Source organism: Kitasatospora sp. NPDC057940 (assembly GCF_042887425.1).
In the GTDB taxonomy this organism is placed as follows: domain Bacteria; phylum Actinomycetota; class Actinomycetes; order Streptomycetales; family Streptomycetaceae; genus Kitasatospora.
Map to the genome: position 1 here is coordinate 66,750 of NZ_JBHVPH010000005.1, position 24,062 is coordinate 90,811.

Here is a 24,062-nt window from a genome sequence, read left to right on the forward strand (position 1 = left end):
CCGTGCGTGACTCCAAGGACCCCGACGGCCCGGTCCTCGCCTTCCCCGCCGACGCATGGCGCGCCTTCATCGCGGCCGTTCACGAGGGCGAGTTCCCCGTATGAAGCTGCTCTGGCGCAAGAGCAGCTACAGCGGTCCGGACGGCGGCGACTGCATCGAGGTAGCGTCCGGCCTGCCCACCCGCATCCCCGTGCGTGACTCCAAGGACCCCGACGGCCCGGTCCTCGCCTTCCCCGCCGACGCATGGCGCGCCTTCATCGCGGCCGTTCACGAGGGCGAGTTCCTCGTATGAAGCTGCTCTGGCGCAAGAGCAGCTACAGCGGTCCGGACGGCGGCGACTGCATCGAGGTAGCGTCCGGCCTGCCCACCCGCATCCCCGTGCGTGACTCCAAGGACCCCGACGGCCCGGTCCTCGCCTTCCCCGCCTCCTCGTGGGGCGCCTTCGTCGCGGCCGTCCAGAACGGCGAGTTCCCGGTTTAGTGCAGCCGGCCGGGCCGGTTACTCGTGGGGGCGGGCCAGTAGGGCGGCCGAGTTCGGGTCGCCGACGAAGGTCGCGGCCACTCCCTTGACCACGGCCAGCGCGGCCGGCAGTGCCGCCACGGCTGCCGCCTTGAACGCGCCGATCGACGTCAGGTCGAATCCGTCGGCCAGCAGCAGGCCGAGGAATGCCACGGCGTAGGTGGCGACGGTGCGTTCGGCCAGATCGGTGATGAACTTCCGCATGGTCGGGACTCCTTCGCGGTGAAGGTGCAGAGGTGCACGGGGGGCGCTCGGAATTGCCGTCCCTGGTGTACACGTTCACGCTGTCGAGTTCCGACGACGGGCTCGGCGTCCAGTCCGGCGCCCCGCACACAACGCGTGTGCGGGGCGCCGGCGCCGGTGGATCACCTGGCTGTCACCCTTCGTGCAGGGCCCACCTGCTGCTGTCGACCTGCACCGTGCCGGGCAGCGCGATGAGTTCGGGCTTGAACAGCGGGGGCGCGCCCATCGCGGGCTCCCAGGTGGCTAGCTTCTCGTCCTGCGGGACCTCGATCCGCCGGTCCGCGGTGAGGTCGGCGACCACCTTGAGGAGCAGTCGCACGCCGAGCGGCGCCAGGTGGTCGCGCCACAGGCTCTGCGCGGTCGAGCCCGGGGGCACGAACAGGTGCTCCTGGGCGGCGAGCGGGCCCGCGTCGGTGCGCTCGGTGAGGTGGTAGACGCTTCCGCCCGTCACCTTGTCGCCGTCGCGGATCGTCCACCGGATGGCGTCCCGGCCGCGGTGCAGCGGCAGCAGGCTGGGGTGGTAGCCGATGGTGGCGACGGCGGCCCGGGCGCGGGTCTGGCGGCCGAGGAAGGCGTGCGAGTGCGCGGCGACGATGATGTCCACCCCGTCCGGGATGTGCCGCGCGCGCAGTTCGGCGGAGTCCGTCCACGGGACGTCCTTGTGGTACGCCCAGGAGCGCAGACGGTCCCAGCACATCGCGTCGCCCTCGTCGGACTTCCCCCTGCGCAGCCGGGGGGCGGCCGCGCCGACGATCTTGTGTCCGTCGTCCAGCAGGGCCTCCGCGACCGCGACCGCGAATCCCCCTTGTCCTGACATGTAGATGTTCATCCGGGTCAGTCGACCTCTTTCAGTCCGCGGTGGTCGGGCTCGAACCGCACCGGCATCGTGGAGAACCCGGTCAGGAAGTTGGACCGGATCCGCAGCGCCTCCTCGGTCTGCTCGAATCCGGTGGTGAAGTCCCGCAGGGCCGTGAGCAGTTCGGCGATCTCCACCTTGGCCAGGTACGAGCCGACGCAGAAGTGCGGGCCGTAGCCGAAGGCCAGGTGCTTGTTGGGGGTGCGGCCGAGGTCGAACTCCCCGGGCCGCGCGAAGACCCGTTCGTCCCGATTGCCGGAGGCGTGCCAGAGCGTGACGACGTCGCCCGGGCGCAGCCGTACGCCGTGCAGTTCGGTCTCCCGTACGGTGCTGCGCCCGAAGTGCATCGTGGGCGAGGCCCAGCGCAGCACCTCGTCCACGGCGGTCTCGACCGCGACCTCGCCGTGCTTGAACCGCCGCCACTGCTCGGGCCGGGCGGCGAGCGTGTGGACGCAGTCGATCATCGTCAGCCGGCTGGTCTCGTCGCCGCCGATGATCAGGCTGTAGCAGTTGAGCACGACGTCCTCGTCGGAGAGCGGCACACCGTCGACGGAGCTGGCGATCAGCATGCTGATCACGTCGTCGCCCGGGGACTCGCGCCGTTCCTCGACGACGTCCAGGAAGTACATCAGGATCTCGTTGCGGGCCATCTCGGAGTCGACCTCGTCGACGTCCTCGTCCTCGGCCGACAGCGCGGTCTTGGTCAGGCCGAGCAGGTAGTCCCGGTCCTGTTCGGGCACGCCGAGCAGGTTCGAGATCGTGGTCATCGGGATCCGGCCGGCGATCTCCTCCGCGAACTCGCAGCCGCCGGACTCGACGGCCTCGCGGATCCACTGCCGGGTGTTGGCCCGGACGCTCCGCGCGACCTCGTCGAGCACCCTCGGCGAGAGCACCCGCTGGAGGATCTTGCGCAGTTCGTGGTGCCGGGGCCCGTCGGTGACGGCCAGCATCCGGCCGGCCCCGGCGTCGCCGCCCTCCAGGAGGGTGACGAGCACGTTGCCGCGCTCGGACGTGAAGTTCACGTCGTCCCGGTAGGTGGCCATGATGTCGTCGTGGCGGGAGAGCACCCAGAACCCGCGGCGGCCGTCGACGGGCGGGTTCCAGTGCATCGGGGCGGTGTCCCGCAGGGTGCGCCAGAACCCGTCGAGGTCGTGATCGGCGAAGGTGGCCGGGTCGCCCAGGTCCACGGTGTCCGGTGGCGGCGTGCTCATGGTCACCAGTCCGTGCGCCAGAACCGGCGCGGCTGGAAGGGGTAGGTGGGCAGCGGCACGCGGTGGCTGGCCTGCCCCCGGTGCAGGGCGTCGAAGTCCACCTGCTGGCCGGTCACCCAGGCGGCGGCCAGTTCGGCCAGCGCCCGCTCGTCCTGGCCGGAGGGCACGATGCCGTTGTCGGTGCGGGAGAAGGAGCCCGGGTCGCTCTGCGGGGCGGCGGCGGTCGTGGTGGCGGGGCTGCGGGCGGTGTCGTCGGACAGCGCCGCGATCAGCTCGGCGCGGCTGCGGACCACGGCCGCCCACCGGCGGGCCATCACCTTGCGGCCGAGGTTGAGGCTGAAGCAGACGTCGTCCAGGCGCAGGTCGGGGTCGGCCTCCAGCCGGTCCTTGAGCCGCGTGCGCTGCCGGGCGAGCGCGTCGTCGTCCAGGGCGGACAGGGTGGCCAGCCGCGGCCGGCCCTCGTCCTCGGGGGCGCGCCCGGCGGCCGTCGGGGCCTCCTCCAGCAGCAGGTGCGCGTTGTAGCCGCCGCCACCGATGGAGGTGATGCCCGCGCGGCGGATGCCGGCCTGCGGCTCCCAGGGCGCCCCTTCGACCTGTGGCACGAAGGGGGTGCTGGGGAAGTCGAGGTCCTGGTTGACCTCGGTGAGGTTGATCGTCGCCGGGAGCGTCTTGTGGTGCAGGGCCAGCGCGGCCTTGATCGCGCCGAAGCCGCCCGAGACCACGCCGCCGTGGCCGACATTGCCCTTGACCCCGCCGATCGAGGTGGTCGCGGTCTGCTTCCCGAACGCCATGGTCGCCGCGTGCACTTCGAGCTCGTCGGTCATCGGCAGGCCGAGGCCGTTGGCCTCGTACATGGACACCGTGTCCGGGGTGACGCCGCCGACCTCCATGGCGTTGGCGATGCAGGCGCTCAGCCGCTCGGGCTGGGCCAGGCCGTACGCCATCGCGCTGACGCCGTTGTTGTTGACGGCCGAGCCCTTGACGACGGCGTAGATGTGGTCGCGGTCGGCGACGGCGTGGCCGAGCGGTTTGAGCAGCACGGTGACGACGCCGCTGGACAGCGCGGTGCCGGTGCCGTTGGCGTCGAACGGGCGGCAGTGGCCGTCCTTCGACAGGATGCGGTTCTCCTCCCACAGGTGGCCGCGCGGGTGCGGCAGCCGGACCATCGCGCCGCCGGCGATCGCCAGGTCGGTCTGGCCGAGGAGCAGCGACTGACAGGCCAGGTGGACCGCGTAGTGGAAGCCGGCGCAGACGGCGGCGACGGTGACGGCCTCGCCGATGAGCCCCATGTAGTACAGCGCGTTGGAGGTCATGGTGTCCGGCGACCACGCGAGGCTGGCCTCGATCGCCTCGGGGCCGACCGACACCCGGTCCGGCGGGGAGCTGTAGAGCGCGGCGGTCTGCGGGTTGTTGGCGCCGTACATGCCGATCTCGGCCCGGAGCCGGTCGGGGTCGTAGCCGCCGTCCTCCAGCGTCTCCCAGGCGCTCTCCAGGAACAGCCGGTTCTCCGGGGTCATCGCGGCCGCCATCCGGTCGCTGATGCCGAACACCGACGGGTCGAACTTGTCGTACGTGTCGAGCACGCCGCAGGCCCGTACGTAGAACGGGCTGTGGATCAGGGTCTCGTCGACGTGGATGTCGTCCTTGGCCAGGAACGACACGGACTCCCGGCCGTGGACGAGGTTGTCCCAGAACTGCTCCTTGGTGCGGGCTCCGGGCGCCCGCAGGGACATGCCGATGACGGCCACGTCGCCCGGGTCGTAGTCCTGCTCGGGGTTGTCGGTCATGGGGAGGCTCCTGCTTCGTTTCGAGTGAGGGTGGCTCAGCAGAATCAGCGGCTCGTAGCTCAGCGGCTCGTGGCTCGTGGCTCGTGGCTCGCGGCTCGCGGTTCAGCGGCTGGTGGCTCAGCGGCCGGTGGCGCCGCCGCGGCCGCGCAGCGCGGCCCGGCGGGTGTTGGCGCGCGCACGGGCGGACTGGACCGCCTCGGGGGTGGCGCCGCTCTCGTCGTCGAGCCAGCGGGCGAGGGAGGAGATGTCGCGGAAGCTGAAGAGGTCGGGCACCCGGACGCGGCGGTCGAAGCGCCGGGTCATCAGCCGGGCGAGGCGGATGAGCAGCAGGGAGTCCCCGCCGAGGTCGTAGAAGGCGGACTGCACGTCGATGCTCGACGGTTCGAGGTCGAGCAGCTGGCCCCAGATCTCCGACAGGGCCACCTCGGTCGGCGTGCCGGCGGCCGTCAGGGGCCCGCCGGTGTCGGCGGCCGGCGGCTCGGGCAGCGCGTTGCGGTCGAGCTTCCCGCCCGGCCCCAGCGGCAGGGCGGCCAGCACCACGAGCGTCGCGGGCACCATGTAGTCGGGCAGTTCGACGGCGAGCCTGCCGGTGACGGCGCTCTGGAGCGCGGCGTCCAGCCGGGGGCCGGCCTGCGGCGCGTCGTCGCCGGCGGGCACGACGTAGCCGACGAGCCGGTTGCCCCGGACGACGGCGGCGGCCTCCCGGACTTCGGGGCAGCCGGTGAGCCGGGCCTCGACCTCCTCCAGCTCGATGCGGTAGCCGCGCAGCTTGACCTGGTGGTCGGTGCGGCCGAGGAAGCGGAGTTCGCCGTCGTCGGTGAACCTGACGACGTCCCCGGTGCGGTACATCCGCTCGCCGTTGCGGAACGGGTCCGGCACGAAGCGTTCGGCCGTGGTGCGCGGCCGGTTGACGTAGCCGTGCGCGAGGCCGGCGCCGCCGAGGTAGAGCTCGCCGGGCTCGCCGGCCGGGAGCGGCTTCAGCCGCTCGTCGAGCACGTAGACCCGGTCGCTGGTCGTCGGCGGGCCGATCGTCGGCTCGTCCGTCCCGTCCTCGGGCACCGGCCCGAACGAGCAGAAGACCGTCCCCTCGGTGGGGCCGTAGGCGTTGAACACCCGGTCGGCGCCGGTCTCCCGGTAGGTGCGGTCCACCAGCTTGCGGCGCAGGGCCTCGCCGCCGAACACGACCGTGCGCACGTTCGGCGGCAGGGCTCCGGCGTCGAGCAGGCTGTTCATGACCGAGGGGACGACGTTCAGGTGGGTGATCCGGTCGGCGTACCGGCTCTCCGGCAGGTGCACGGCGCTCTCGACGAGCACGACGGCGCCGCCGCGGCACAGCGCGTTGAAGATCTCCATCACGGACAGGTCGAAGCAGACCGAGCTCGCCGCCGAGACTCCGCTCAGGTCGCAGCCGTCGAGGACCCGGTCCATCTCGGCGAGCATCGCCACGCAGCCGCCGTGCCGGACGGCCACGCCCTTGGGCCTGCCGGTGGAGCCCGAGGTGTAGATGACGTACGCGGTGTCGCCGGGCACGACCGCCACGGGCTTCGCGCCGGGCTCGGTCGTCACGCTCTCCCCCAGCACCACCACGGTCGGTCCGGGCGGACAACTGGACCGGGACGCGGGGGTGGTGAGCAGCAGCCGGGTGCCGCTGTCCTGGACCATGAAGGTCAGCCGGTCGGCGGGGTAGTTCGGGTCCAGCGGCAGGTAGCAGGATCCGGCGCGCAGGGCCGCCAGGATGCCGACGAGCAGGTCGGGGGTGCGTTCGACGCAGATGCCGACCGGGACGCCGGGGCCCGCACCGTCGGCGACCAGCCGCTCGGCCAACGCCCTTGAGCGCTCGTCCAGTTCGCCGTAGGTCAGGACGCCGGCGTCGGAGTAGACGGCGGTCGCGTCGGGGTTCTTGAGCGCCTGCTCGACGAACGCGGAGTGCAGGGTCTCGGTCACTGGTCCGTCTCCTCGGGGAGGCCGGTCGGCGCGAAGTCGCCGATGGCCCGGTCGGGTTGGGCGATCGCGTCGAAGAGCACGGTGCGGTACAGCGCGAGCAGTGCCGTCACGGTCTGCCTTTCCAGGTAGCTCGGTTTGAACTGGACGTGGCCGGCCACCTCGCCGTCGATGTCGGCCATCGAGATCTCGAGGTCGAACTTGGCGAGGTGCCTGCGCACCTGAAGCGGTTCGAGCGGCAGCGCGCCGTCGGGCGTGATGGTGTCGCCGATGCCGTGGAAGAGCTTGACGGACCGGGGGAAGGCGTCCGAGGAGAGCCAGTTGACGACCACGTCGAACCACGGGGAGCGGCCCTCGGCCCTCGGCGGCCGCAGCTGGGAGGCCAGCAGGTCGAGGGGGTAGTTCATGTGCTCCAGGAGGCCGAGCGAGAAGGCGTGGACCTCGCGCAGCAGCTCGCGGAAGCTGCGGTCGCCGGCGGGGTTCGCCCGCACCAGCACGGTGTTGAGGTAGTAGCCGATGGCGGATTCCCAGCCGGGTTCGGCGCGTTGGGCGATGGCGGTGGCCAGTACGGCGTCCTCGGCGCCGACCGCGCGGTTGAGCGTGGCGAAGAACCCGGCCAGCACGACGGTGCTGATCGACACGCCCTCGCGCACGGCGAACTCCCGCAGCAGGCGGGTCTCTTCGGCGCTCCAGCGGAAGGCGAGGTCGCGGCCCTCGTAGGTGACGCCCGGCGGCCGCTCCTTGCTGGACAGGTCGAGGTGGGCGGGCGGGTCGGCCAGTTTCTGCGACCACCAGTCCAGGGCCGCGCCGGCCGCCGGGCCGGCCAGCCACTGCCGCTCCCGTTCGACGAACTCCGTGTAGGGGGCGACCGGCGCGCTGTCGGCGGGGTCGGCGCCCTCGTAGTACTCCTGGAGTTCGCGGATCATGACGTCGGCCGACGCCGCGTCCGACGCGATGTGGTGGACGAGCACCAGCAGGTAGTGGTCCGCCGGCCCGCGCGTCAGGAGGACGATCCGCACCAGCGGACCGTTGTCCAGGTCGAGCGGCTCGTGCCCGTAGCGGGCCAGTTCCTCGCGGGCCTGTTCGTCGTCCAGGTCGGTGCCGTCCGCCACGACGAACTCGTACACCGGTTCGTCCAGGATGACCTGGTAGGGGCGGCCGCCCGCCTCCACGAAGAGGGTGCGCAGGGCGGGGTGGCGCTCCATCACGGCCCGTACGGCGCGGTCCAGGGCCTTCTCGTCGACGGCGGTCCGGATCCGGGCGGTGACCATGAAGTTGTAGGGCACGGCGTCCGGCGCGACCATCTGCATGAACCACAGCGAGGCCTGGCCGTGCGAGGCCGGTGCCAGTGCGAGGCCGAGGCCGTCGGCGCGCAGCTGGTCCAGGGCCGGTGCGTCGGTGGCCTCCAGCAGTCCGCGCGCGTCCAGTTCGTCCACCAGCTCCTCGGCGTCCAGTTCGGACAGCTCGTCGAGGTACGTCCGGTCCGGCTCGGCCTCGGGGGCTGCGGCGGGAACCGGGGCCGGTGCCGGTACGGGCTGGGCCGTCGCGGGCGCGGCCGGTCCGGCGGCGAGCTCGACGAAGTGGCCGACGACCTCGGAGATGGGCCGGCCGTCCAGGAACACCACCGGCGACACCCGGTGCCCGAACAGCGACTGCAGCCTGTTGACCAGGCGGATCGCCAGCATCGAGTCGAGGCCGAAGTCGAGCATGCTGGCGTTCACGTCGAACCTGCTCACCGGCACGCCCAGCGCGTCGGCGAGCTCGGCGAGGACGACCTCCGCCACCGGCCGGATCTCCGTCGGCGACTCCTCCTCCACCACACGGGCCACGGCCACGGCCACGGTTTCGACCGCCGGGGCAGCCGCCGGGGCGGGGCGGGGCTCGGTGTCGATCCAGTAGCGCTCCTTCTGCCACTGGACGAGCGGCGTCTCCACGACCTCGACGTCGTCGCCGAACAGCGGGTCGAAGGTCAGCGGCAGGCCCCTGACGTACAGCGACGCGGCGGCGCCCAGCAGGCAGCGGACGTCGCTCTCGTCGCGCCGCAGGGAGTTGATCGCGTGCACCCGGGCGCCACGGGTCAGCGCGATCTCCTCGACCGCGCCGCGCAGCGTCTCGTGCGGGCCGATCTCGATGAAGGTGCCGACGCCCTGGTCGACCAGCGCGCCGATCGTCTCGGCGAACCGGACCTGGTTGCGCAGGTTGTGCACCCAGTAGTCGACATCGGCGACGGGGTTCACCGTGTCGGCCAGTGCCGTGGAGTGGAAGTCGATGCCGGGCGTCAGCGGGGTGATGCCGTCGATGCCCTCGCGCAGCGGCTGGAGCAGCGGGTCCATCCCGGGGCTGTGCACCGGCCGTTCGACCCGGATCCGCCGGGTCGAGATCCCGTCCCGCTTGAGGTCGGCCTCCAGGGCGTCGACGGCTTCGGGCGAGCCGGAGACCGCCGCGCTGGTAGGGCTGTTGACGACGGCGACGGCCGCGTGCGCGGCGTAGGGGGCGAGCCGGGGCAGCAGCTCCGCCTCCGGCAGGTCGACGGAGATCATGGCGCCCGCGGCGGCCTTGCGCTCCAGCAGGTGCGACCGGGCGACCACCACGCGGGCGGCGTCCTCCAAGGACAGCGCGCCGGCCACGCAGGCGGCCGCGACCTCGCCCAGGCTGTGCCCGACGACGGCGGTCGGCTGGATGCCGAGTCCGAGCCAGACCTTCGCCAGCGAGACCTGGAGGGCGAACAGCACCGGCTGCTGGAAGTCCATCTCCTCGTACCTGGCCTCGTCGGCCGGGGCGGCCAGCCGGTCGAGCACCGAGCAGCCGCCGGCCGCGCGCACGGCGGCGTCGCAGGCGGTCATCCAGGTGCGGAAGCCGGCGTGCGAGCGCAGGAGTTCGCGGCCCATGCCGACCCACTGGGTGCCGCCGCCGGAGAACACCAGCGCGACCCGCCGGTCGACGGTGCCGGAGACCGTGCCCGTGACGACGTCGGGGTGCGGCCGGCCGGCGGCGACCCGGGCGAGGCCGTCCAGGACGTCCTGCCGGTTGCGGGCCAACAGGGCGATCCGGTGGTTGTGGTGGGTGCGCCTGGCGGCGAGCGTGTAGGCGAGGTCGGAGACCCGCAGGCCCGCGTCGCGTTCGACGTGGTTGGACAGCTCGCGGCAGGTGTCGGCCAGCGCGCCGGCCGTCCGGGCGGTGACGGGGACGAGGTGCACCTGCCCGTCGGCGGCGGCATCGCTGCGGCCGGGCGTGACGTGCCGTCCGCGGTCGCCCGCGAGGAACGGGTGGGCCGCGACGGGGAGGCCGGCGGTGTACAGGGCGCCGAGCGAGCCGAGCAGGGTCGAGGCCTCGTCGGCGCCGCGGCGCAGCGAGGGCAGGGTGGCCGCCGGCAGGATCTCCGACACCGATTTGAGCAGGACGGGGTGCGGGCTGATCTCGATCACCGCGTCGACGTCGTGGTCGCGCAGCCTCGTCAGGGCGTCGACCACCCGGATCTCCCGGCGCAGGTTGTCCGCCCAGTAGTCCGGCCCGAGCTCGGCGCCGTCGACGCGTTCGCCGGTGACCGTCGAGATCATCGGGATGCGGGTGGTCCGGGGCCTGATGCCGTCGAGTTCGACCTTCAGCGGGGCGAGGACGTGGTCGACCAGCGGGGAGTGCGGGGCGTGGCCCATCCGGACCCGGTGGTTGGTGACGCCCGCCGCGGTCAGCCGCTGGACGAGCTCGTCGATCTCCTGCGGCGTGCCGGTGACCAGGGTGGAGTTCAGGCCGTTGTGGCCGGAGACGGTGAGCCGGCCGGTCAGGTGCGGCCTGACCTCGTCGGCGGCGGTCATCACCACGATGCCCTCGCCGCGCCCCACGGCGAGCTGCTGGAGGAGCCGGCCGTGGTGGGCGGCCAGGCGGGAGGCGTCGTCGAAGTCGAGTGCGCCGGCGATGTGGGAGGCGGCGAACTCGCCGACGCTCTGCCCCACGACGACGTCCGGCTCCACCCCGAGCGAGCGCCAGGCTTCGGCCAGCGCGACCTGGAGGGAGAACAGCAGCGGCTGGAAGACGTCCATGTCGTCGATGCGGCCGTCCGGGGACATCAGCTGCTCGACGAGCGAGAAGCCCAGCAGCTCCCGCATCCGCCGGTCGGACTTCATCATGGACCGGCGGAACACGGGCATTCCGGCGAGCAGTTGCCGGCCCATGCCCACCCACTGCGAGCCGTTGCCCGAGAACAGGAAGGCCACCCGCGGCTCGCGTCCGGTCCGCTCCCCGACGCTCAGCCCGGGGGCCGTCGCCCCGCTGCCGAAGGCGTCCAGCTGGGAGCGGAGTTCGGGCATGTCACGGGCGGTGGCCGCGAGCCGGAACGGGCCGTCGCCGGGCGTCCGGCGGCAGAGCGCGCGCAGGTCGCTCTCGTCGCGCAGCGCCCGGGCCCGCTCGGCCAGCGCCTCCCGGGAGTCCGCGGCCAGCAGGAGCAGCGAGCTCTCGGGGCGCGGCAGTTCCTCGACGGCGACGTGGCAGATCGCGCCGCCGAACCCGAACGAGCTGACGCCGCCCCGGCGGGCGTCGGAGCGTCGCGGCCACGGCGTCAGCCGGTCCTGGACGGTGAGGCCGTACTCGTCGAACATGATCTGCGGGTTCGGCGCGCTGTAGTGCAGGCTCGGCGGCAGCACGCCGTTGCGCATCGACATCGCGAGCTTGACCAGGCCGACGATGCCGGCGGCCGCCTCCAGGTGCCCGACGTTGGACTTGACGGACCCGAGCCGCAGCGGCTCCGTACGGCCGCCGCCCAGCACCGCGCCGATGGCGTTGGCCTCGATCGGGTCGCCGAGGGGCGTCGCGGAGCCGTGGCACTCGATGTAGTCCACGAGGTGCGGGGCGATGCCCGCCCGCTGGTACGCGGTGCGGAGCATCTTCTCCTGCGCCTGGGGGTTCGGCGCCGTCATGCCGTTGCTCAGACCGTCGTTGTTGGAGGAGCTGCCCTTGATCAGGCAGTACACCGGCAGGTCGCGCTCCAGCGCCACGCTCAGCGGGGCGAGCACGACGACGCCGGCGCCCTCGCCGCGGACGTAGCCGTCGGCGCGGGCGTCGAAGGACTTGCAGCGGCCGTCCGGGGCGAGCGCGCCCATCGCGTCCATGGCGGTGTAGTAGTCGGAGACGAAGCTCAGGTTCACGCCGCCGGCCAGCACCAGGTCGCTCTCGCCCAGCCAGATCGACTGGCACCCCACGTGCACCGAGACCAGCGATCCGGCGCAGGCGGCGTCGATGGCCATGCTCGGGCCCTGGAGGCCGAGGACGTAGGAGACCCGGTTGGCGATGATGCCGTCGTGCATGCCGGTCGCGGTGTGCGGGGTGATCTGGCTGTCGGGGCCGCGGTAGTGCGCCAGGGCGGCGTAGTCGCCCCAACAGGAGGCCATGAACACGCCGGTGTCGCTGTCGACCAGGCTGTGCGGCGCGATGCCCGCGTCCTCCAGCGCCTCCCAGGACAGCTCCAGGATCAGGCGCTGCTGCGGATCCATCTGGACGGCTTCGCGGGGCGAGATGCCGAAGAACAGCGGATCGAACCGGTCGATGCCGTCGATGAAACCGCCCCAGCGCACCCGGTCGTTCAGCAGCTCGCGTCGCGCGGCCGGTACCGGACCGACGGCGTCGCGGCCCTCGACCAGCAGCCGCCAGAACGCCGACGGGTCCGGCCCGCCGGGGAACCGGCAGCCGATGCCCACGATCGCGACGGGCTCGTGCGAGGGCGGTCGGCGGCGCTCGGAACTCGGGGCGGGCTCCGCGGCGCGCGGACCGTCGACGAGCGCACGCGCCAGCCCGTCCACGGTCGGGTACTGCCACATCCAGGTGGCCGGGACCTGCCAGCCGAGGAACTCGGACAGCGAGGCCGCGAGCGTCACCGATCTCAGCGAGTCCAGTCCGTACCGGTGCAGCGGCGCCGAGCGGTCGACCGCGCTCGCGGACACGTCCAACAGCTCGACAACACGGGAAAGCAGGAAATCCGTTACGGCGGAAATATCTCGCGCTGCGCGCTCTCGGGGCACGGCGACTCCCTCAACAGGGCGGATGGAATGGACGGGTTGAGCTTCACGGCCGACCGGTCGGGGGGTTCGGGTCCGTACCCGGGCAGCCGGATACGGAGGGCGGCTCATGACGCGGAGGGTCCCCTTCGCCGCATCAAGTTCCTGGGTGGGGCCGACGGTTGGCGTGCGGATGAGATCGGCGTTTCCGATCCCCGCGTTCACTGCGAGGGATAACTCCCGTTCGTGTACCGCTGTTTCAGCCGGCGGCGCAGCTCGTTCCCACCGCGGGAGAAATCACGGGCGTCTCCGGGTCGCATCGGTCCGCGAGTGCATCGACGACAGGATCGCGTACGCGGAGCCTTCACCTGCACGGCTACTGTCGATGGGTTCCAAGGTCCATTTGGTCAAGCGCGACGAGTATGCTGATGGAGGCAAAATGGATCGTCAGTGCTAATCCGACCGGCGGACAGCAGAGTGCCAGTTTGTTAATGGTGAGACAAGCGCCATTCGAGGGCCGGTTGAGGCAGTGGCGAGATTTGATCTCCAAGTGTCCGGTTCGGGTTGGAGCTGTCGGCGGTCCGAAATGGCGCCCCGACTCAGCGGCGCCACCGCATCACCGCGCCCCGCCCGGGATAGGCGTACGACCCCGCGAAAGGCGCGCTCCACCGGCACGCGATTGGGGTAGACAGCGACTCGGTGACCCATGCAAGCTGACCCCCATGGCAGTTGAGAATCTTGATGCGGCGTCAGCCGGTGGCGACCCTTCCTTAGCCGGAATCACCGGCCGCGACGTCGACGGCAGGCCCGCATGACGGACGCCACCGACACGGCCGGCACCACCGAAGCCCCCGGCACCACCGGCGCCGGCGGCGCTGCGGCCAAGCCGGCGCTCCGCCCGGGACTGGCACTCGGCGTACTGGCCGGGGCGCTCGCCCTGGACGTGAGCGGTCTCGGAGTCCTCAACGCCGCCCTGCCGTCGGTCGGAGCGCGCTTCGACCTGGACGAGACCACGCTCCAGTGGGTCATGACCGCCTACGCCGTCACGTTCGCCGGCTTCCTGCTGGTGGGCGGCCGACTGGCCGACGTCCTCGGCCGGCGGCGGGTGTTCGAGGTCGGGGTCGCCCTGTTCACCGTGTCCGCGCTGGTCGGGGCGCTGGCCCCGGACACCGCGGTGTTGCTGGGTGCGCGCGCCGTCCAGGGCGTCGGCGCCGCCCTCTCCGGGCCGGCGGCGCTGGCCCTGCTCACCGAGACGTTTCCGGCCGGTCCGGCCCGCAACCGGGCCTTCAGCGTGTACGCGGCGGTCGGCGCCGCGAGCTTCAGCGGCGGGGTGCTGCTGGGCGGCGTCCTGACCCAGTTCCTCGGCTGGCGTTCGGTGCTGTGGTTCTCGGTGCTGCTGGGGCTCGCCGTGCTGGCCGCGACCCGCGCCGGACTGCCCGGTGGCGCCGGGCACAGCGGCCGGCTGGACCTGCCCGGCGCCATCACGGGCACGCTCGGACTCACCCTGCTCGTCGTCGGCGTGAGCAGTGACGGCGCGACGGCGTGGATCGTCCTCGGCGCCGCGGTGGCCTTCCTGGTGCTGTTCGTCGTGCGCGAGCACCGCACCGCCGACCCGGTGCTCCCGCTCGGCCTCTTCCGGATCCGGTCGGTCCGGGCCGCGAGCCTGGCGGCCTTCCTCCAGTACATGGGATCGGTCGGGCTGCTGTTCTTCGCGCCGCTGTACCTGCAAGGGATGCTGGACTACTCCCCCTTCGAGTCCGGTCTCGCGCTGGTGCCGATGTCCCTGGCCGTGTTCCTCACCGCCAACTTCGCCACCGGACGCCTGCTGGCCCGGTTCAGCCCGCGCACGCTGATGGCGGTCGGCCTCGTCCTGATCGGCGGGGGTGCCGCACTGTGGCTGGGCACCCCGCACGACGGCGGGTACGTGCAGTACGTGCTGCCCGGCCTGGTGCTCAGCGGCATCGGCCAGGGGCTGAACTTCCCCTCGATGACGTCCGCCGGGCTCACCGGAGTCCCGACGCGGCAGCACGCCGTCGCCGGGGCGGTGAACGTCGTGGCGCAGCAGATCGGCGCGAGTGCGGGCGTCGCGGTGATGGTGCTGGTCGCCGCGACCAGCACGGACCAGCTCGCCGGCTACCACCTCGCCTACCTCACCGCCGCCGGCGCGTGCGTCCTCGGCGCGGCGGTCATCGCGGTACGACGGCAGGCCTGAGGGGCCCGGCCTGCCGGCTCCCGGGGTTCGGGTTCGGGTTCGGGTTCGGGTTCGGGTTCGGGTTCGGGTTCGGGTTCGGGCGAGATCATGCGGAAAGGCGACGGCCCGCACCACGCGGTGCGGGCCGTCGCCCTTCTGCCGGCGGTCCCGGAGGTTCCAGGCGCCGGTCAGTTCCAGGGGTTGGCCGCCTGGTCGTTGATGGCCGTCCAGAACCGGGTGTTGTTGGGGATGTTGCCGTAGGCCCAGAAGGTCCAGCCACCGGTCTGCGCCAGGTCGGACCCGAAGTGGCCGTCGTGGAACTCGGCCTCGCGCCAGCCGGCCCCGAAGGAGGCCTGGCAGAGGCTGTCCGCCGCGGCCCGGCTGTTGAGCCGGGCGCCCTTGACCGGCTGGCTGAGGGCGACGGTGCCCTGCGCCCAGCCGTTGTAGAAGCCGAGGCTGATCCCGGACGGGGCCGGGCTGCCGTCGACGTTGAGGCAGAGCACGGGCAGCGAGACCGACGGCGCGGTGTCGCCGTTGTAGGCGTTGCTCGGGCTGCCGCCGGGGCCGCCGACCTGGACGGTGCCCTCCGGGCCGTAGGCGACGACGGACCAGGTCATCCCCAGGTGGGTGCCCGGTCCGGTGGCGGCCTCGGCCGGGGCCGCGGACAGCGGGATCAGGGCGGCTGCGGCGACGGCGGTCGCGGTGGCGACGGCCTTCTTCAGACGGTTCATCAACTGCTCCTGGTTCGAGGCGTCTCATCAGGCGACCGGCTCGTTTCGGCCGGTGCACAGCAAAGGTCTCAACCGGACGCACACAACTGGCATGATCTGGTCATAGATCCATCACCGCCCGTGCCCATCCACTCGCAGCGACGGTCCGGCCCGGCCCGCGGATCCCAGGGAGGGACACTTGGAGTTCAGGATCCTCGGCCCGCTGGAGGTGTGGACCGGCGACGGGAGGCGCGTCCCCTCCGAAGGCTCCCGGCAGGAGCGACTGCTCGCCGCCCTGCTGCTCAACGCGGACGTCTCCGTTCCCGTCGCCCGCCTGGTGGACGCCGTCTGGGACGAGCGGCCGCCGGCCACCGCCACCCGCCAGGTCCGCAACCTCGCCGGGGTGCTGCGGCGCCGCTTCGCCGAGGCCGACCCGGACGCACCCCCGGTGCTGCTGACCGACGGCCGCGGCTACCGCATCACGCTCACCGGCCACCACCTGGACGCCCGCGCCTTCACCGACCGGCTCGCCCTCGCCCGCCGCGAGGCCGCCGCCGGACGGTCCCCGGCGGCGGTCGACGGGCTCCGCGAGGCGCTCGCCCTGTGGCGCGGCCCCGCGCTGGACGGACTCGCCGTGGACGCGGACGCCCCGGGCGCGGTCGCGCTGGACGAACTGCGGCTGACCGCCTGGGAGGAGTGCCTCGATCTGGAGCTCGCCCTCGGCCGGCACCGCGCGGCCGTCCCCGAACTGACCGCGCTGGTGGTCGACCACCCGCTCCGGGAACGCTTCACCGGACAGCTGATGCGCGCACTGCACGGGTCCGGGCGCGCGCCCGAGGGGCTCACCGCCTACCGCCGGTTCGCCGAGCGGCTGGCCGACGAGCTCGGGCTCGACCCCGGGCCGGAGCTGCGGGCGCTGCACCTGGAACTGCTGGCCACCGAGCCGGCCCGCGCCGAACCGGTCCGCCCCGAGGCGGCGCCGACCGCAGCGGCCCCGGCGGCCACACCTCCAGCGGCAGTACCCCCGGTGACGGCGCCCCCGGCAGCAGCACCCCCAGCGGCGGGACCCCCGGTGGAGGCACAGCCGCCTCCGCCCGCCCAACTCCCGCCCGCACTGCCCACCTTCGTCGGACGCGGCACGGAGCTCCGCGTCCTGGACTCGCTGCTCGCGACGCCCGCGACCGGTGCCACCGGCGCGGCCGTCCCCGTCTGCGCGCTCTCGGGCCCGGCCGGGGTCGGCAAGACCACCCTGGCCGTCGACTGGGCCCACCGCGCCCGGGACTCGTTCCCGGACGGCCAGCTCTACGCCGACCTGCACGGCTACTCCGTCTCCGCGCCCCTCGACCCGCACACCGTCCTCGCCCGCTTCCTGCGCGCCCTCGGCGTGCCCGGCGACCGGATCCCCGCGGCGCCGGACGAGGCGGCCGCGCTCTACCGCTCCCTGCTGGCCGACCGCCGGCTGCTCGTGGTCCTCGACAACGCCCGTGACGCCGAACAGGTCCGCCCGCTGCTGCCGGGCGCCCCGGCCTGCCGCACGGTGGTCACCAGCCGCACCCGGCTCGACGGCCTGACCGCCCGCAACGGCGCCCGCCCCCTGGTGCTCGACGTCCTGCCCGCCCATCAGGCCCTCCGCCTCGTGGCCCTCATCGCCGGTGAGCACCGCACCCGCGCCGAGCCGCACGCCGCGGCCGAACTCACCAACGCCTGCGGCCGACTGCCCCTCGCCCTGGCCATCACCGCGAGCCGCCTCGCCGCCTTCCCGGGCCGCAGCCTCGCCGACCACGCCGCCGAACTCCTCGACGCGGAACACCGGTTGAGCGCCCTGCAGATCGACGGTGACGCCACCTCGGCGGTCCGCGCCGCCTTCGACCTCTCCTACCGCTCGCTCCCCGCCGAGGCCCGGTCCCTGCTCCGGCTGCTCGCCCTGGCCCCGGCCGTCGGCGTCAGCGCCGGCGCGGCAGCCGCCCTGACCGACACCCCCACCGCCGCCGTCCAGCCCGTCCTCGACCACCTGGCCACCGCCCACCTGCTCACCCACGAGGACCGCCACCGCTACCGGCTCAACGACCTCCTGCGCCTCTACGCCGCCGAACGCTGTACCGCCGAGACCGGTCCCGCCGAGCGCCGCGCCGCCCTGGAACGCCTCAGCTCCTGGTACCTCCACCACGCCGACTCCCCCACGCCGCCGCCCTCCCCTCCCGGCGCGGACCACCCGTGGAGCCGGGGCCACCACCTGATCGGCCTCCACCTCGACGAGTGGGTCGAGGTGGACCGCCTGGCCGCCCTGGCCGCCTGCGCGGCGCAGGCGCCGGATGCCCCCTGATCCCGGGCCCGGCCGCCGACCCACGGCCTGCTCCTCGACCACGTCACCGATCGTGCGGCCCCGCGCGCCGCGCCGTGTGCTCCGTCGCGCGCCCCGTCATGTGCCGTAGGCATACGCCGCCATGGCGTCTACCCGGAGTCGTCGACTGCGTCATTGCCGCCCAACTCGCCTTCCCCGCGCCATACTCTGGCTCCCGCCGATGCGGACGCATCGTGTGTCACAGGGGAGGATTTTGTGAAGTCGCTCATGGCAAGGGCCCGTTGGCTGGGCACCGCGGCATCGGTCGGTCTGCTGCTGGCCGCCGGGACGGGGATCGCCACCGCACAGCCCGCCACCGTCGCGGCCCCCCAGGTCGTCCCGGTGGGGTATGCGTACCCCACGACCGCCGTCACCCCGGACGGCACGAAGGCCTACGTCGGGGTGACCGACGACGCCCGCGGCACGCCCGCGGTCAAGGTCGTCGACACCCGGACCGGCGGGATCACCGCCCGGCTCACCCTCTCCACCGCCGCGAACTCCTTCGTCGGCGCGCTGGCGATGAGCCCCGACGGCACCCGGCTGTACGCGGCCGTGGGGGCGCAGCGCCTGGTCACCGTCGACACCGGCAGCGACACCGTGGCCGCCGACGTCCCGCTCCCCGTCCAGCCGCACCCCGACGGGTACGTGGACGGCTCGGCGAGTTCCCTCGTGGTCAGCCCGGACGGCGCCGGCGTCTACCTGGCCCAGAACGGGCCGCGCCAGCGCTGGGGCGCCCTGCCCTCCCGGGTCCTCGCGTACTCGACCGCCGCCGGCGCCTTCACCGCCTCCGTCGACGTCACCAGCTTCGGTGTCGGTTCGATCGTCCTGCGCCCCAACGGCCAGGACCTGTACGTCACCACCGCGGACGGCCTGGTCCACCTGGCCGCCACGCCCACCTCGCTCACCACCGTCCGCACCTTCACCGCCGGGCACGGCGCCTCCGGCAGCGCGGTGCTCAGCCCCGACGGCGGCACGCTGTACGGCCTCGGCGGCTACCAGAGCGACTACCTCGTCGACACCGCGACCGACACCGTCACCGAGAACTTCCACTTCGCACCGGGCAGCACCGGCCTCGCCTACCCGGTCGTCAGCCCGGACGGGCGCCGGCTGTACTTCACCTCCACCTGGTCCGTCTTCATCACCCCGGGCGGCCCCACCCCTCCCGGCTACCACAACCGCAGCGCGATCCTCTCCTACGACACCGAGGCCCGCGCGCTCGTCCCGGCCGAGACGGTGAACCCGCAGCAGGTGGAACTCGCCACCGGCCTGGCGCTCGGACCGGACGGCCACACCTTCTACCTCGGCGGCAACACCTACCCCGGCGGCGTTCCGGGCACCGCCGCCAGTCTGGAGATCATCAGGAACTGACGGCCAGTCAAGTCCTAGGTGGTCGAACCACCTTCGACGATCCGGCGGATCTCGCGCGCCAGGGTGTCGGGGTCGCTGGTCGGCACCAGATGGTCGGCGTCGGCCGCCAGCACATGGCGGCCGGCCTCGGCCAGGCCGACGCGGTGGGCGTGCGAGGCGTTCACGGCCTCCCGGACCTTCGGGCCCATGCCGGTCGAGGTCCGGGCGGCCGAGACCACCGTGAGCGGGATGCCGCCGAGGGCCGGCGGGTTCTCCTTCATGGCGGTCAAGTCCGCGACGACAGAGCCGAGTTCGGCGCCCCGGGTGCGGATGGTGGAGACGGTGAAGCCCTCCGCGCGCATCTCGGCCGCGGCGTCCGCCGGGAGGGCGTCGAGCAGCGGGCGGAAGGCCCGGGCCAGCAGGCCGGTGCGGGCCAGCAGCATGCTGACCGCCTGCCCGACCCGCTCCTGGCGGCGCACCGAGGGCGCGAACACCAGGTCGCAGGACTCGTCCGTCGGGTCGGCCAGCACCAGGCCCGCGATCCGCTCGGGGCGGGCCGCGGCGGCGAGCCGGACGATCGGCCCGCCCCAGCTGTGCCCGACCAGGACGAACGGCCCGTGGCCGAGGCCGGCGAGGTGGTCGAGCAGGTCATCGAGGTCCTCGGCGAGGCGGCGCAGCGGGCGCGGCGCCTGGTCCGGCGCGCTGCGGCCGAGCCCGCTGCGGTCGTACGCCACCGTCGCCGCGACCCCGTCCAGCCGGAGCTGCACCGGCGCCCAGTACGAGCGGCTGGAGGCGAGCCCGCCCTCCAGCACGACCGTCGGCACGCCCTCGCCGTCGGGCCCCGGCCGCCGCATGTAGAACAGCTCCCGGCCGTCCCGTGTCCGCGCCCGCCCCGGCTCGCCCTGACTGTGCATCCCCGGCACCGCCCTCACCCTCGACCATCTATCAGGTTTGGTTAGCCTAACCTCACTTCCCTGGTGATCGCGACCACCTCGCCCGACCGCGGGGCGGCGCGGGCGGCAGGGTCGGCGCGGTCGGTCAGTAGTCGGCCAGATCGAAGACCGTGGCGGCGCGGAAGGCCTCGTGCACCTCGACGCCGGGCCGGTCGAAGCCCTCCATCCCCTCGGGATCCGCCTCCGTGGCCTCGAACCGGCCCTTGGTGCGCTCAAGGATGGCCTGATTGACCGTCACATGCCCACGCAGCCGCTGCTCGTAGGCCTGGTAGGCGGCCTCGTGGTCGCCGTCGGCCGCGTGCAGCTCCCCGGCCAGCACGTAGGCGCCGGTCAGAGCCACACTGGTGCCCTGGCCGGTGGCCGGGGAGCAGCAGTACCCGGCGTCGCCGAGCAGCACGACCCGGCCCTGCGACCAGCGGTCCATCCGGATCTGCGCGACCACGTCGTAGTGGAAGGCGTCCCCCTCCCCCAGGGACTTGAGGAACTGCGGCACCTCCCAGCGCAGCCCGGCGCAGCGCTCGGCCACCAGCCGCCGCTGCTCCGCCGGGTCGCGCGGGAGCAGGTCCTCGACCGGCTCGTCGGACGTGAAGACGGTGAAGACCCGCAGCTCGCTGTTGTCCCGGACGGTCATCGCCATGCTGCCCCAGACGGCCTGGCCGGCGGGCCGGTGGATGACCTCCCAGCGGTCGAGGCCGAGGTGGTTGGGGGCGCTCCAGCCGGCGATGTAGATGCCGGTCGGGTGCAGGTAGTCCGCCTCGGGGCCGAAGACCAGCCGGCGGGTGTTCGAGTGCAGGCCGTCGGCGCCCACGACGAGGTCGAAGGACTGCTCGTCGCCGCTGGTGAAGCGGACCTGGACGCCCTCCTCGTGCTGCACGAGGGTGTCGATCGACTCGCCGAAGCGGTACCGGACGCCGGGCCGGGCCGCCCCCGCCAGCAGGGCGGCCAGTTCGTCGCGCAGGATCTCCACGTCGGGGCCGTCCACGGCGCCCCCGGTGGCCGTCCACTCGGTGGTGCGCTTGAGCTCGCGGCCGTCCGCGTCGACCAGGGACATGCCGCGCAGTCCGGTCCGGCGGGCCCGGACCTCCTCCAGGAGGCCCATCCGCTCGATGATCTCCAGGGCGTTGCCCCGCACGTCCACCGCCTGTCCGCCGCCCCGGAGTTCCGGGGCGCGCTCGACGACCGTGACGTGGAAGCCGTAGCGCTCCAGCCAGTAGGCGAGGGCGGTGCCGGCGATGCCCGCCCCGGAGATCAGGACCGAGGTGGTGCGCGAGTGGTGCGGTCGGGTGCTGTTCGACGTGGTGCTCGACATGGTGGACCTCCCGTGAGTCGATGTCGTGCCGCCAGTCTCGCCACGGCGGCCGACAGGTCGCTCACAGGACGCCGGCACGACCGACGAGCGACCGCCAGACCGCCGACAGGTCACCGACAGACCACCGGCAGGCCACCGGCGGGCCGCCGACGGGCCGCCGACGGGCCGCCGACGGGCCGCCGGCCGACCATGCCACCGGCCGTGTCACCGACCGGTCCGGGGCGGCAGCCTGTGACCTGGGGTCACAGGATGACCGCCTGTCTGGCTGGCCGCGGGGGCCGTCCGCAGGATGGCCGCATCGGACTCCTGCCCTCCCGTCGCGGCCGCTTCCGCCTGCCGTCCGAAGGCCCGGCCGCCCCCTCGCACGACAAGGTGGTGATCGCTGTGAGCAGCATCTCCGACCCGCCCCGACCCGAACAGGCCGAGGACGTCCCGCCCCTGGCGCCGGCCCAGGCCTTCGAACGGTGGCGCTACGCGGGAGTGTTCCTCCTGCTGTTCCTGTTCGGCACGGAGACCTTCCTGGTGTCGCCGCTGCTGCCGACCATCGCGGACTCGGTGCACACCACCGAGGCGGCCGCCGCCTCCAGCGTCACCGCCTACGTGCTGGTGTACGCCGTCGCGGCGCCCTTCCTCGGGCTGCTGAGCGACCGGTTCGGCCGCCGCCGCACCCTGGTGGCGGGCACCGTTCTGTTCGTCGTGTCCAACGCGGCGGCCGCCCTCTCCACCGGGCTGACGCTGCTGGTCGTGTCCCGCGCGGTGGCCGGGCTGGCGGCGGCCGCGGCCGGGCCGGCGATCTGGGCGCACATCGCCGAGACCGCGCCGGAGGCGGTGCGCGGGCGGGCCCTCGGCCTGGGCATGGCGCTGTTCTCCTGCGGCCAGGTGATCGGCGTGCCGCTCGGCGGCTTCCTCGCCGGACTGGCCGGCTGGCGGTCGGCGTTCTGGGCGCTGACCATCGGGACCGCGGCGGCCGTGCCGCTGCTGCTGAGCCAGGTCCAGCGCCGCTCGGCGCAGGCGGCCGCGCCGCAGGTGGGGGCGGTCCGGGCGATCCTGGCGGGCTGGGCCGACCCGACGCTGCGGCGCGCCCTGCTGGTCAACACGGTGTTCAACACGGCCAACCTGGGCGCCTACACCTTCCTCGGCGCGGTGCTGGTGCAGCGCTTCGACCTGTCGGTGCAGGCCCTGGGCCTGGTGGGCGTGCTGGTCGGTGCGGGCAGCCTGGTCGGCTCGCTGCTGGGCGGCCGGCTCGGGGACCGGGCCAGGACCGCCGGGCGCTCCGACCTGCCGATGCTGCCGCTGTGGGGCGTGCTGCTGGCGGCGGGCGTCGCGCTGGCGGCCAAGGGGCCCGGCCTGGTCCTCGCCCTGGCCGGCGTGGTGGTGTGGTTCCTGGCCTCCGGAGGCTTCGTGACGGACCAGCAGACGCTGGCCGGCACCATCGCCCCGGAGCTGCGGGCGACCTCCAGCGCGTGGCTGACCTCGACCATGTACGCGGGCACCGGCCTGGGCGCCTGGGCGATCGGCACGTTCGGCAACGTCGCGGACGGCACCCTGCTGATCGGCACCGGGCTCGCGCTGGTGGCCGCCCTGGGCGCGCTGGCGGTCAGCGTCGGCCTGCGCCGGTCCACCGCGTCGGGCACCTGAGGCCCCGCCGGAACGGCCGGGATGCCCGGCAGGACCGACAGGACCGACAGGACCGGCGGCTCAGCCGACCCGGCGCTCCCCCTCCGCACCGCCGACCGCGCGCAACGGATGATCGACCAGTTCGGTCATCCGCGCCCGGTCGGCGGCGCCGTGCGGGGTGAACAGCAGCACCGTCGCGGTCGGGTCGTCCACCGGGTGGAAGGACGACAGCGTCAGCCGGACCGGACCGAGCCCGGCCGGCTCGACGGTGACGGTGCGGACGGTCAGCTCCGCCACCGAGTGGCAGCCCCACCAGTGCCGGAACTCGGGCGCGTCCTCGTCCAGGTGCCGGTAGACCTCGCCGGTGCGGGGGTCGGCCAGGGCCGGGCCGGCCTGCGCCCGGAACTGCTGGAAGACGTTCATCGCGAGCGGCTCCCAGTCGCGGAACACGGCCCGCACCCGGTGGTCGGCGGCCATCACCCACATCAGGTTGCGCCGGTCCGCGGGGACGAACTCGGGCGAGCCCCAGAGCGCGACCCAGGCGGCGTTCCAGCCGAGCAGGTCGAAGTGCCGGTCGAGCAGGACGGCCGGGCTGGTGGGCCAGGAGTCCAGGACCGGCCGGATGGCCTCGGCGAGCCGGTCGGCGCCGTCCTCCGAGGCGGCGGCCGCCGTCGGCTCGTGGTAGCCGGCCAGGCGCATGGCGTGCCGCAGCCCGGCCGCGTCCAGCCGCAGCACCCGGGCGATCGCCTCCAGCACCTGCCGGGAGGCGGTGACCCGCCCCTGCTCGACCCAGGTGTACCAGGCCAGGCCGACGCCGGAGAGGGAGGCGACCTCCTCCCGGCGCAGACCGGGGGTGCGGCGCCGGGTGGTGGCGGTGAGGCCGACGTCGGAGGGCTTGAGGAGCTCGCGATGGGCGCGCAGGAAGGCGCCGAGTTCCCTGCCTGCGGGGGGAGTTGACACGGTTGGCTCCTCGGCCCTGGTCGGTGCCGTCGAATGCGGGGGTGTGGGCTGCCACCAGCGTAGACGCAGCCCGCCGCCCACCCCAGGGGTGAG

General features: G+C 73.5%; 17 protein-coding genes. 7 read left to right on the forward strand and 10 right to left on the reverse strand.

All coding sequences use genetic code 11. The features are described from left to right. Nucleotides 1-2 precede the first annotated feature (2 nt). The 3 genes from ACFVTF_RS10655 to ACFVTF_RS10665 are packed head-to-tail and all read left to right on the forward strand — an operon-like array spanning nucleotide 3 to nucleotide 480. Nucleotides 3-104 carry a DUF397 domain-containing protein gene (locus ACFVTF_RS10655; RefSeq protein ID WP_387812539.1) on the forward strand — a complete coding sequence of 34 codons (102 nt, stop codon included), beginning with the start codon at nucleotides 3-5 and terminating at the stop codon, nucleotides 102-104. Continuing rightward, nucleotides 101-292 (forward strand): DUF397 domain-containing protein, encoded by a 192-nt coding sequence (locus tag ACFVTF_RS10660; RefSeq protein WP_387811839.1) that lies wholly within the window; start codon nucleotides 101-103, stop codon nucleotides 290-292. The genes ACFVTF_RS10655 and ACFVTF_RS10660 overlap by 4 nt, the downstream gene beginning before the upstream one ends. Beyond that, the gene (locus ACFVTF_RS10665) at nucleotides 289-480 is read left to right on the forward strand and encodes a DUF397 domain-containing protein (RefSeq protein ID WP_387811842.1); all 192 of its coding nucleotides are present in this window, start codon (nucleotides 289-291) and stop codon (nucleotides 478-480) included. Before ACFVTF_RS10660 ends, ACFVTF_RS10665 begins: the two co-directional genes overlap by 4 nt. Nucleotides 481-498: 18 nt before the next feature. Here ACFVTF_RS10665 and ACFVTF_RS10670 read toward each other — a convergent pair whose 3' ends face one another. The 6 genes from ACFVTF_RS10670 to ACFVTF_RS10695 all read right to left on the reverse strand — a co-directional run bounded on the left by ACFVTF_RS10670 (nucleotide 499) and on the right by ACFVTF_RS10695 (nucleotide 12,673). Then, a complete protein-coding gene (locus ACFVTF_RS10670; protein WP_371515880.1) occupies nucleotides 499-723 on the reverse strand; it encodes a holin in 225 nt (74 codons plus the stop codon). A 172-nt stretch (nucleotides 724-895) separates the two neighbouring features. Continuing rightward, a complete protein-coding gene (locus ACFVTF_RS10675; protein WP_387811845.1) occupies nucleotides 896-1,591 on the reverse strand; it encodes a formyltransferase family protein in 696 nt (231 codons plus the stop codon). A gap of 5 nt (nucleotides 1,592-1,596) precedes the next feature. Next, nucleotides 1,597-2,835 (reverse strand): cytochrome P450, encoded by a 1,239-nt coding sequence (locus ACFVTF_RS10680; RefSeq protein ID WP_387811848.1) that lies wholly within the window; start codon nucleotides 2,833-2,835, stop codon nucleotides 1,597-1,599. After that, nucleotides 2,832-4,616, reverse strand: coding sequence for a beta-ketoacyl synthase N-terminal-like domain-containing protein (locus ACFVTF_RS10685; RefSeq protein WP_387811851.1), 1,785 nt, complete (start codon nucleotides 4,614-4,616; stop codon nucleotides 2,832-2,834). Before ACFVTF_RS10685 ends, ACFVTF_RS10680 begins: the two co-directional genes overlap by 4 nt. A 117-nt stretch (nucleotides 4,617-4,733) precedes the next feature. After that, complete coding sequence (locus ACFVTF_RS10690) at nucleotides 4,734-6,560, reverse strand: amino acid adenylation domain-containing protein (RefSeq protein WP_387811854.1); 1,827 nt, start codon at nucleotides 6,558-6,560, stop codon at nucleotides 4,734-4,736. Next, nucleotides 6,557-12,673 carry an acyltransferase domain-containing protein gene (locus tag ACFVTF_RS10695; protein ID WP_387811857.1) on the reverse strand — a complete coding sequence of 2,039 codons (6,117 nt, stop codon included), beginning with the start codon at nucleotides 12,671-12,673 and terminating at the stop codon, nucleotides 6,557-6,559. Before ACFVTF_RS10695 ends, ACFVTF_RS10690 begins: the two co-directional genes overlap by 4 nt. Nucleotides 12,674-13,352: 679 nt before the next feature. Here ACFVTF_RS10695 and ACFVTF_RS10700 point away from each other — a divergent pair. After that, the gene (locus tag ACFVTF_RS10700; protein WP_387811860.1) at nucleotides 13,353-14,753 is read left to right on the forward strand and encodes an MFS transporter; all 1,401 of its coding nucleotides are present in this window, start codon (nucleotides 13,353-13,355) and stop codon (nucleotides 14,751-14,753) included. A gap of 167 nt (nucleotides 14,754-14,920) precedes the next feature. Here the strand turns inward: ACFVTF_RS10700 and ACFVTF_RS10705 are convergent, their stop codons facing one another. Continuing rightward, the gene (locus ACFVTF_RS10705) at nucleotides 14,921-15,463 is read right to left on the reverse strand and encodes a hypothetical protein (RefSeq protein ID WP_371515887.1); all 543 of its coding nucleotides are present in this window, start codon (nucleotides 15,461-15,463) and stop codon (nucleotides 14,921-14,923) included. Nucleotides 15,464-15,641: 178 nt separating this feature from the next. Here ACFVTF_RS10705 and ACFVTF_RS10710 point away from each other — a divergent pair, with 178 nt between their 5' ends. Next, nucleotides 15,642-17,765, forward strand: a complete 2,124-nt coding sequence (locus ACFVTF_RS10710) for a BTAD domain-containing putative transcriptional regulator (RefSeq protein ID WP_387811863.1) — start codon at nucleotides 15,642-15,644, stop codon at nucleotides 17,763-17,765. A gap of 246 nt (nucleotides 17,766-18,011) precedes the next feature. Then, entirely contained in the window at nucleotides 18,012-19,151 is a 1,140-nt protein-coding gene (locus ACFVTF_RS10715; RefSeq protein ID WP_387811866.1) for a hypothetical protein, read from the forward strand. Between the two features lie 14 nt (nucleotides 19,152-19,165). Here the strand turns inward: ACFVTF_RS10715 and ACFVTF_RS10720 are convergent, their stop codons facing one another. Together ACFVTF_RS10720 and ACFVTF_RS10725 are read right to left on the reverse strand one after the other, a co-directional pair. After that, complete coding sequence (locus ACFVTF_RS10720) at nucleotides 19,166-20,044, reverse strand: alpha/beta fold hydrolase (protein ID WP_387811869.1); 879 nt, start codon at nucleotides 20,042-20,044, stop codon at nucleotides 19,166-19,168. Nucleotides 20,045-20,168: 124 nt separating this feature from the next. Then, nucleotides 20,169-21,392, reverse strand: coding sequence for an FAD-dependent monooxygenase (locus tag ACFVTF_RS10725; protein ID WP_387811871.1), 1,224 nt, complete (start codon nucleotides 21,390-21,392; stop codon nucleotides 20,169-20,171). Nucleotides 21,393-21,776: 384 nt separating this feature from the next. On the opposite strand from ACFVTF_RS10725, the gene ACFVTF_RS10730 reads away from it, so the two are divergent. After that, nucleotides 21,777-23,030: an MFS transporter gene (locus ACFVTF_RS10730; protein ID WP_387811874.1), complete on the forward strand. Its 1,254-nt coding sequence runs from the start codon at nucleotides 21,777-21,779 to the stop codon at nucleotides 23,028-23,030. 60 nt (nucleotides 23,031-23,090) lie between these two features. On the opposite strand, the gene ACFVTF_RS10735 is transcribed toward ACFVTF_RS10730, so the two are convergent. Beyond that, a complete protein-coding gene (locus ACFVTF_RS10735) occupies nucleotides 23,091-23,969 on the reverse strand; it encodes a helix-turn-helix domain-containing protein (protein ID WP_387811877.1) in 879 nt (292 codons plus the stop codon). Nucleotides 23,970-24,062 lie beyond the last annotated feature (93 nt).

Bases quoted from the DNA above. Each gene is read 5' to 3' on its own strand.
- ACFVTF_RS10685 (WP_387811851.1), bottom strand. From the start codon at position 4,616: ATGACCGACAACCCCGAGCAGGACTACGACCCGGGCGACGTGGCCGTC.
- ACFVTF_RS10665 (WP_387811842.1), top strand. From the start codon at position 289: ATGAAGCTGCTCTGGCGCAAGAGCAGCTACAGCGGTCCGGACGGCGGC.
- ACFVTF_RS10700 (WP_387811860.1), top strand. From the start codon at position 13,353: ATGACGGACGCCACCGACACGGCCGGCACCACCGAAGCCCCCGGCACC.
- ACFVTF_RS10715 (WP_387811866.1), top strand. From the start codon at position 18,012: ATGGCAAGGGCCCGTTGGCTGGGCACCGCGGCATCGGTCGGTCTGCTG.
- ACFVTF_RS10675 (WP_387811845.1), bottom strand. From the start codon at position 1,591: ATGAACATCTACATGTCAGGACAAGGGGGATTCGCGGTCGCGGTCGCG.
- ACFVTF_RS10720 (WP_387811869.1), bottom strand. From the start codon at position 20,044: ATGCACAGTCAGGGCGAGCCGGGGCGGGCGCGGACACGGGACGGCCGG.
- ACFVTF_RS10670 (WP_371515880.1), bottom strand. From the start codon at position 723: ATGCGGAAGTTCATCACCGATCTGGCCGAACGCACCGTCGCCACCTAC.
- ACFVTF_RS10660 (WP_387811839.1), top strand. From the start codon at position 101: ATGAAGCTGCTCTGGCGCAAGAGCAGCTACAGCGGTCCGGACGGCGGC.
- ACFVTF_RS10725 (WP_387811871.1), bottom strand. From the start codon at position 21,392: ATGTCGAGCACCACGTCGAACAGCACCCGACCGCACCACTCGCGCACC.
- ACFVTF_RS10705 (WP_371515887.1), bottom strand. From the start codon at position 15,463: ATGAACCGTCTGAAGAAGGCCGTCGCCACCGCGACCGCCGTCGCCGCA.
- ACFVTF_RS10695 (WP_387811857.1), bottom strand. From the start codon at position 12,673: ATGAGCCGCCCTCCGTATCCGGCTGCCCGGGTACGGACCCGAACCCCC.